This is a genomic window from Pseudomonas sp. NBRC 111139 (genome assembly GCF_001753955.1).
Taxonomy (GTDB): domain Bacteria; phylum Pseudomonadota; class Gammaproteobacteria; order Pseudomonadales; family Pseudomonadaceae; genus Aquipseudomonas; species Aquipseudomonas alloputida.
In genome coordinates this window covers 109571-116172 of record NZ_BCBP01000029.1, presented here as the reverse complement: position 1 = coordinate 116172, position 6602 = coordinate 109571, and the positions used below count along the sequence as shown (strand labels likewise).

The following is a 6602-nucleotide window of genomic DNA, read 5'->3' as shown; positions in this document are numbered from 1 at the left end:
GCGCTGTTGTCGACGATACTGGCCCCGACCGACGCCGCCCTCGGCAAGGCCGTCGTGAGCAACCCCGACGTTCCGGCCGATGTGCGCGAGAGCCTGAATGTCGAAAGCGGCTTGAATGACGGCGTTTGCGTGCCGGTACTACTCTTGCTGCTGGCATTGTTGACGGAGGCTCACTCGACGATGCCTTTTGCCTTGGCGGGCTACTTCTTCCTGGAGGAGTTGGGTATCGGTGTTCTCACGGGGGCGGCGCTTGCGCTGTTGGTAGGCGGGTTGTTACGCCTGTCGCAACGCCATTGCCTGCAGATCGAGGCCTGGCAGCAACTGGTGATGCCCGCGCTGGCATTACTGAGCTTCGCCAGCGCTCAGGCACTGGGGGGCAGCGGTTTTATCGCCGCGTTCTGCGCAGGGCTGCTGACAGGTTACCTGTTCAAACGGGAAACCCAGCCGTTGATCGTCACCGGCGAGTCGTGCGGTGAAGCGCTGTCGCTGCTGACCTGGGTGGTGTTTGGCGCCTATGTGGCGCCCAAGGCTTCGCAGATCATGGCACCCTCCGTCTGGTTCTACGCACTTTCGAGCCTGTCGCTGGTGCGAATGCTGCCTGTCTGGCTCAGCTTGGCGGGGAGCACACTCAGCGCCGAGAGCCGCTTGTTCATCGGCTGGTTCGGCCCCCGTGGGCTCGCGTCCATCGTGTTCGCGATACTGATACTGGATGCGCCGTTGCAAGAGGCTGGCACGATCATCGCGTGCACCATCGCTTGCGTTCTGCTCAGTGTGGTATTGCATGGCGTGAGTGCATTGCCGGGGGCGCGGCGGCTGGGGCGCAGCGCACGAGAATGAGGGTGTGACAGGAGACCGACCGGTATCATCAAGGCATGTACGCGCAGAAGCGCACCAGGAGTCATCCAGCAAAGAAAATGGGCTTGGTGGCTGGCTGGGGCGGTCATGCTGATCTGGACCCGTGGCTGGCCATGGGCCCGAAGGGCCGTCGCGAAGGGGTGGATTCCAGCGGTGCAGGCACAGCGTTAAGATGGAACCGGTTCATTTCTGCAGTTGGATAGGGAGCACTGAAATGTTGGTTGATATGGCTGCCTTCACACCGTGGTCGGCTCTGGCAGGCGGAGCACTAATAGGCCTGGCCGCCGGGCTGTTCGTGGTGGCGAACGGGCGCATTGCCGGTATCAGCGGTTTGCTCGGCTCGCTATTGCAGCGCACGGGAGAAGGGCGTGGCGAGAAACTGTCGTTTCTGCTGGGCATCATCGCGGCGCCACTTGTGTGGCGAGCGTTCTCGGCGATGCCCACGGTACATTTCAGTACGGCCCCCTGGTTGCTCATGGTCGCAGGGCTTCTGGTGGGCGTGGGTACCCGCTATGGCAGTGGCTGCACCAGTGGCCATGGTGTGTGCGGCCTTTCTCGCCTGTCCCCTCGCTCGGCGGTGGCCACGTTGTGCTTCATGGCGGCCGGCTTTGCCACCGTCTTCGTGGTTCGCCACCTTTACCCAGGAGCATGAAATGACCCGGATCAGCGCATTCATCGCGGGGTTGCTGTTCGGCATGGGGTTGTTGCTGTCGGGCATGGCAAACCCCACCAAGGTACTGGGGTTTCTCGACCTCGCGGGGCAGTGGGACCCGTCACTGGCACTCGTCATGGTGGGCGCCATCGGTGTTGCACTGCTGCCGATGGCTTGGGCGCGTCAGCACGCTGTGTCCTTGCTCGGCGGCGCGATGCAGTTGCCTGCCCGGCGCGACATTGACCGACGGCTAGTGGGTGGCAGCCTGATCTTCGGCATTGGCTGGGGGCTAGCCGGGGTGTGCCCAGGGCCGGCCCTGGTGCTGCTGGCCGGCGGGTTTTGGCAAGGCTGGCTGTTTGTGGCAGCGATGCTGGCCGGCATGGCGCTGTTCAATGGGCTGGAAGTGCTTAGTAAAAGCCGCCAGGCGTAAAGCAAGCTGCGGCCGTGCCGCGTAGACAACAGCGGGTGGGTTTCATTGGGTGAGGGCAGAGGAGACAACCCCGTTGCCCTTACCGACGACATGGAACCACCCGTTATCATTGCCATCCCGACGAAAGTCGCCCATTGAAGGCGGGTGAGGGCGCGGCCAGTTGCATAGTCGTCTGTAGCCCTCGGCCACGTTTAGGGGGCGGGGAAGGAGGCCAGGTAGGCTCGCACCGTCGGCTGTTCTTCGGTCAGCTGCTGGAAATTCAGCATCAGAAAGCACCGGTAACTTTCGAAGACAGGGTGATAACGATGACATGGGACAACCTGAATAAAGAATGGCGCTGAGGAATACACAATATCCCGGCTTGAGAGTTATCGGATATTGAGGGAAGCGTGAAGGGCACTTTCCAGACAGGCTATGCGTATAACTCAACTAAATATTCATTTAGTCGAGTTGGGTCGCGCGCTTACATAAAAGAAGGGTAGTTTGGTATTTATTGCTCGACAATGCAACCGACTGGCTTTATCTCAGGTTTTCTGGGTTATCGGGCTGCGGGCGCACGCTGATATCGGACAGCTTCGTGGCAAACTGAAGCGCTCAGGTAGCCTGGAATTGGGCTTTGAGGATACAGAATGGCTGGCGTGCACCCGCGCGCCAGGCAGATTTAACGGGTGTACTGACTGAGACAGAGCTGTACAGGGCGATGATTTTGACCGATTTTATCGTTTATTGAGTGAGTAAACCGCTCTAGGTTGAGGGGTTGCCAAGGTTAGGCGAAAGCGTCTATTGGGATTGATCTGGGCATTTAGGCTATTGAAAGGTCGTGGCGTCTGTGCCAATCAGAGCCAAATGCGATTGGAAAAACCCGGCTCTACAAATATCTCATGCTTTATTTTCACCTGGATAATGATGAGCTACCTGAAACAGATCTCACCGATATTGCGTGTTCGGAACCGTACAGAATTGACAGCGCAACCGCAGTCACTCGAGGCCATCGCGCTTAAAGTTTCTTCTGATTTCACAGGTTCGACCTCTGGTCAGAAAAAGGAGTTCGCGCCGATGCTTGTGTTTTCATCGATGAGTAAGCATACGCGGCCTTCGCAAGTCTTCAGAAATAGCAAAGGCGCTGGCACGGTTGCTTAACGCAGTTTACGTGGCTGCAGTAACACATAGACGTAAATCGACACCTTAATGACGAGGCTCGTCGCGCCAGGAAGCGCCTTGTATCCATGGCATCGGTGGACAGAAGCGTTGAATGGGTCTGCGGCTGTGAGAGCGATCCGAGCAGCAAGATGGATTGGAATGAGGCAAAAAAACGGCCTAGGTCGATTTACTTTCGAGATTAGGGTAAGAGGCTTCCGTGTACTGTCACAGCTGGAAAGGCGCCTGAGCTGTCATGTACCTGGCTTTAAATCTGCCCACCCAGCGGTACCGGTGACTAATACGCAGTTATGCATAATGCGTATTATGTTAAATCATGTTCTATGTAAGGGAGCCAGGGTCAGTGTCCGTTTCCATTAACCCCGTTGAGATTTTCACAAAACCCCGTTCTTTTAAAATCAAGCGCTTACGTATGGCTCCCCGTCCTCCAGCCTCCCTGCAGTTTCACAAACCTCCGTTCAGCACGCTCAGACCTTGCTCGCCTCGAAACCTAGTAGATAACCTTTCTATAATAGCCAGCTGACAGTCCAGCCATGCGGCCATTCATCCCATTTCCCATCTTTGCCCATACTCCCATTGGTGGCCAAGCCAAGAAACCGAGCTCCCGGTAAACATCCCGGTCGCCGAGCGACTGAGTGCGCTGGATCCAAGTATCAACCCGTTCATGAATACCTGGTACGCCCACCGATACCTCAACTGGGTGGCGTTCAGTTGGAACCCTCAGAGACCGCATCAGCTTTATCACACCTGCACCATGTCCCTCGAAAAGATGCTTAATTGGAGCTTCGCCAACGAGCTCTCGCTGTTCGAATGGACACGCGATGACTTTGAACACTACGCGGATTTCATCGCCAAGCCAGATGAGAGCTGGTGCACATCCAGCAGACAGCCTCGCTTCATCCCAGATGCACAACGTGATTTTCGTGCATGGGCTATTAATCCAGCCTGGCTGCCATTTGACGAGTCCCGCATTACCGGCTCTGAAAATGAGATCGAAGAAAATATCTGGAAGCGTGAAATCAGAATCGTCTCCCAGTTCTTGAATTTTTATCTCCAGGACGTTGGGGCTAGTCGGCTGAATGTCGCCAACGCACCGCTAGCCCACCTGGTGTTCAAGCAGCCCGAGACCCGGGAAACTATCACGGATGCCGAAATGACCTGGATTCTGCGCAATCTGAAGCGCCTGTTGAGCAGCCACGATTTTCAGGCAATTGAGATGGGCCTCATCATAGCTAGGTATTCTTCACAGCCGCTGGCCCGCCCTCACCCATATTTCCCACGGATAATTCCAAGGGTGCGATTGGGCTCAAGGGTTTAAGGAAAATCCTAGTTAGAGCCAGAGAAGCGCTGGGAAACTTAGCGTCTGCGTCCAATTCACCAGCCATCCGTCAGGCTTCACATAAATTTAGAGGATTGACCGTCGCGCTTGTCCGGGCCCCGGAGTTGACAGTCGATAACGGCGAGGAAGGCAGAAAGTAAAACAAGGGTGAGTTTTTATCGGCGTCAGATCGGCTTGGCACTGCGAGCAAGGCTGGCGTGAATGTCGCTGACTGAAGCCTGTTCGTTGCTGGAGGAGCCTGCCTCATCCATACTCAAAAGCCTTCGATTCATTCCAGACATGTCAGGCATTCATCCATTCATACCATTACGGAGCCCTGGCGCGAGCCATTGCTGGATCAGCATGAGAGTCACCACGGTGAGATCGTCTAGATGATATCGGTAATATCGGTAATTCGCCTCCATTAGCGAAGCAACAAATTCCTGCTGCTGACACTCTTGTTCAGATAGCGTGAGCGTACCCTTCTAGGCCCGGCTATCGTGAATCGAGACATCGTCGGACGACGACGCCTCGCCGCCCCCGGCTTCCATCCGTCAGCCTATACGCTGCGCTTGCTTCCCGGCACCCAATCCTCCCTCCCGGGTACTCGACGCGACGTGTTTTTTATCTCCTCACGTCTGTGCCCTTCGCTCAGAGCCGGCCTTTTCGAGCCTGAATGTCCGATAGGTTCGAGGTGTCGGCGCCCTTCCCTCATGACCGGCTAAGCCGCTGGCTTGCACCATGAACTGGCCTAATGATTTTGGACACCTTCATCGGGCGCTATGATGGCGCCCAATTGGAGGCAAAATCAGTGCGTAAATCTTATTCAAGAGAATACAAAGTCCAAGCTGCCGAAATGGTGCTGGACGGTGGCCAGTCAGTTCCTGAAGTCTGCGCAGCCCTTGGGCTGGGGCCTACGGCACTCCGTCGTTGGGTTGAGCAGGTGCGTGAAGAGAGAGCGGGCAAGGTTCCGGCCGGAACCAAAGCGATCACGCCGGAGCAGCAACGAATTGAAGAACTCGAAGCGCTGGTTCGGCAAAAAGATCGGGATATCGAAATCCTAAAAAAGGCCAGTGCTCTTCTGCTTCGGGACTCCAAAGATCGTTCTCGCTGATCAACGAGCTGAGTGAGCAATACCCTGTTATCGACTGCTGCCGCGTGCTTGGGGTCAAGCGCAGCAGTTTCTATGCATGGCGCAAACGGCAAGGGCGTGAAGACCCGGCCAGAGATGATCTGCGCCTGTTGGTAATCAAGCACTTCAACGCCTCGCGAAGTGCCTCTGGCTCGCGAACGTTGGTGCAGGAGCTGCGGCGAGACGGTCATGAAGTCGGACGATACAAGGTGCGCGGGTTAATGCGTGAAGCTGGTCTGAAGTGCAAGCAGCGCAGGCCGCACCGGTACCGGTCATCGGGGGCGGAAGCATTGATCGCGGAGAATCAGCTGAAGCGCAATTTCAAGGTTTCGACGATCAATGAGGTTTGGTGTGGCGATGTGACCTACATCCAGGTTGGCAGGCGCTGGTTGTACCTGGCCGCTGTGATTGACCTCTATGCCCGTCGAGTAGTGGGTTGGGCGTTCTCAATGATTGCAGACGCTAATTTGGCTTGTAACGCCCTGCGCATGGCTGCCGAATCGCGAGGCAGGCCGGCGGGTGTAATGTTTCATTCAGACCAGGGTTGTCAGTACACCAGCCATAAATTCAGGGCGGCACTCGATGAGTACAACTTGAACCAGAGCATGAGCCATCGTGGCCAATGCTGGGATAACGCCGCCATGGAGCGATTCTTCGGCGCGTTGAAATCAGAATGGATGCCAACGGAGGGTTATGAGACCGAAGCGCAGGCACGAGTGGATATCCAGGCTTATCTGATGCGCTACAACCTCAAGCGCCTCCACAGCTACAACGGCTACGAGACGCCGATAGCCATGGAGGAAAAGCTCAGGGCAGCGGCATAAACCTTAACCGGTGTCCAAAATTACTTGACCAGATCACCATGGCTCCCACACAGGTAGCTGCGTATGACCGCGTTGGACTTAGAACGCTGCACAGGTCTAGCCCGCCTACACCGGCCGACGTGGCGTGTGCTTGCAGCTTATTTGGAAGATCTGCACAAATTTCTCTTCCGTCATCGTTTCAATATCTGAAAGAGAACTCACTCTAAGTAGGCTCAGCGGGTTCTTCGCTGTGG

At 56.3% G+C, this 6602-nt stretch carries 6 protein-coding genes; all 6 read left to right on the top strand.

The window, feature by feature from the left end:
• On the top strand, positions 1–837 hold an 837-nt coding region (locus tag BJQ17_RS11420), incomplete at its 5' end, for a cation:proton antiporter (protein ID WP_070096081.1).
• 232 nt (positions 838–1069) lie between these two features.
• Positions 1070–1507 (top strand): YeeE/YedE family protein, encoded by a 438-nt coding sequence (locus tag BJQ17_RS11415; RefSeq protein ID WP_004374607.1) that lies wholly within the window; start codon positions 1070–1072, stop codon positions 1505–1507.
• A gap of 1 nt (position 1508) precedes the next feature.
• Positions 1509–1937, top strand: coding sequence for a DUF6691 family protein (locus BJQ17_RS11410; protein ID WP_004577360.1), 429 nt, complete (start codon positions 1509–1511; stop codon positions 1935–1937).
• A 1822-nt stretch (positions 1938–3759) separates the two neighbouring features.
• Complete coding sequence (locus BJQ17_RS11405) at positions 3760–4413, top strand: hypothetical protein (RefSeq protein WP_070096080.1); 654 nt, start codon at positions 3760–3762, stop codon at positions 4411–4413.
• A 754-nt stretch (positions 4414–5167) separates the two neighbouring features.
• Positions 5168–5527 (top strand): transposase, encoded by a 360-nt coding sequence (locus BJQ17_RS32085; RefSeq protein ID WP_070096079.1) that lies wholly within the window; start codon positions 5168–5170, stop codon positions 5525–5527.
• On the top strand, positions 5524–6369 hold the full coding sequence (locus tag BJQ17_RS11395; protein WP_070096078.1) for an IS3 family transposase: 846 nt from the start codon (positions 5524–5526) through the stop codon (positions 6367–6369). The genes BJQ17_RS32085 and BJQ17_RS11395 overlap by 4 nt, the downstream gene beginning before the upstream one ends.
• Positions 6370–6602: the final 233 nt, after the last annotated feature.

Excerpts from the sequence above, each read along its gene's own strand:
- BJQ17_RS11415 (WP_004374607.1), top strand. The coding sequence starts at position 1,070 with ATGTTGGTTGATATGGCTGCCTTCACACCGTGGTCGGCTCTGGCAGGC.
- BJQ17_RS11410 (WP_004577360.1), top strand. The coding sequence starts at position 1,509 with ATGACCCGGATCAGCGCATTCATCGCGGGGTTGCTGTTCGGCATGGGG.
- BJQ17_RS11405 (WP_070096080.1), top strand. The coding sequence starts at position 3,760 with ATGAATACCTGGTACGCCCACCGATACCTCAACTGGGTGGCGTTCAGT.
- BJQ17_RS32085 (WP_070096079.1), top strand. The coding sequence starts at position 5,168 with ATGATTTTGGACACCTTCATCGGGCGCTATGATGGCGCCCAATTGGAG.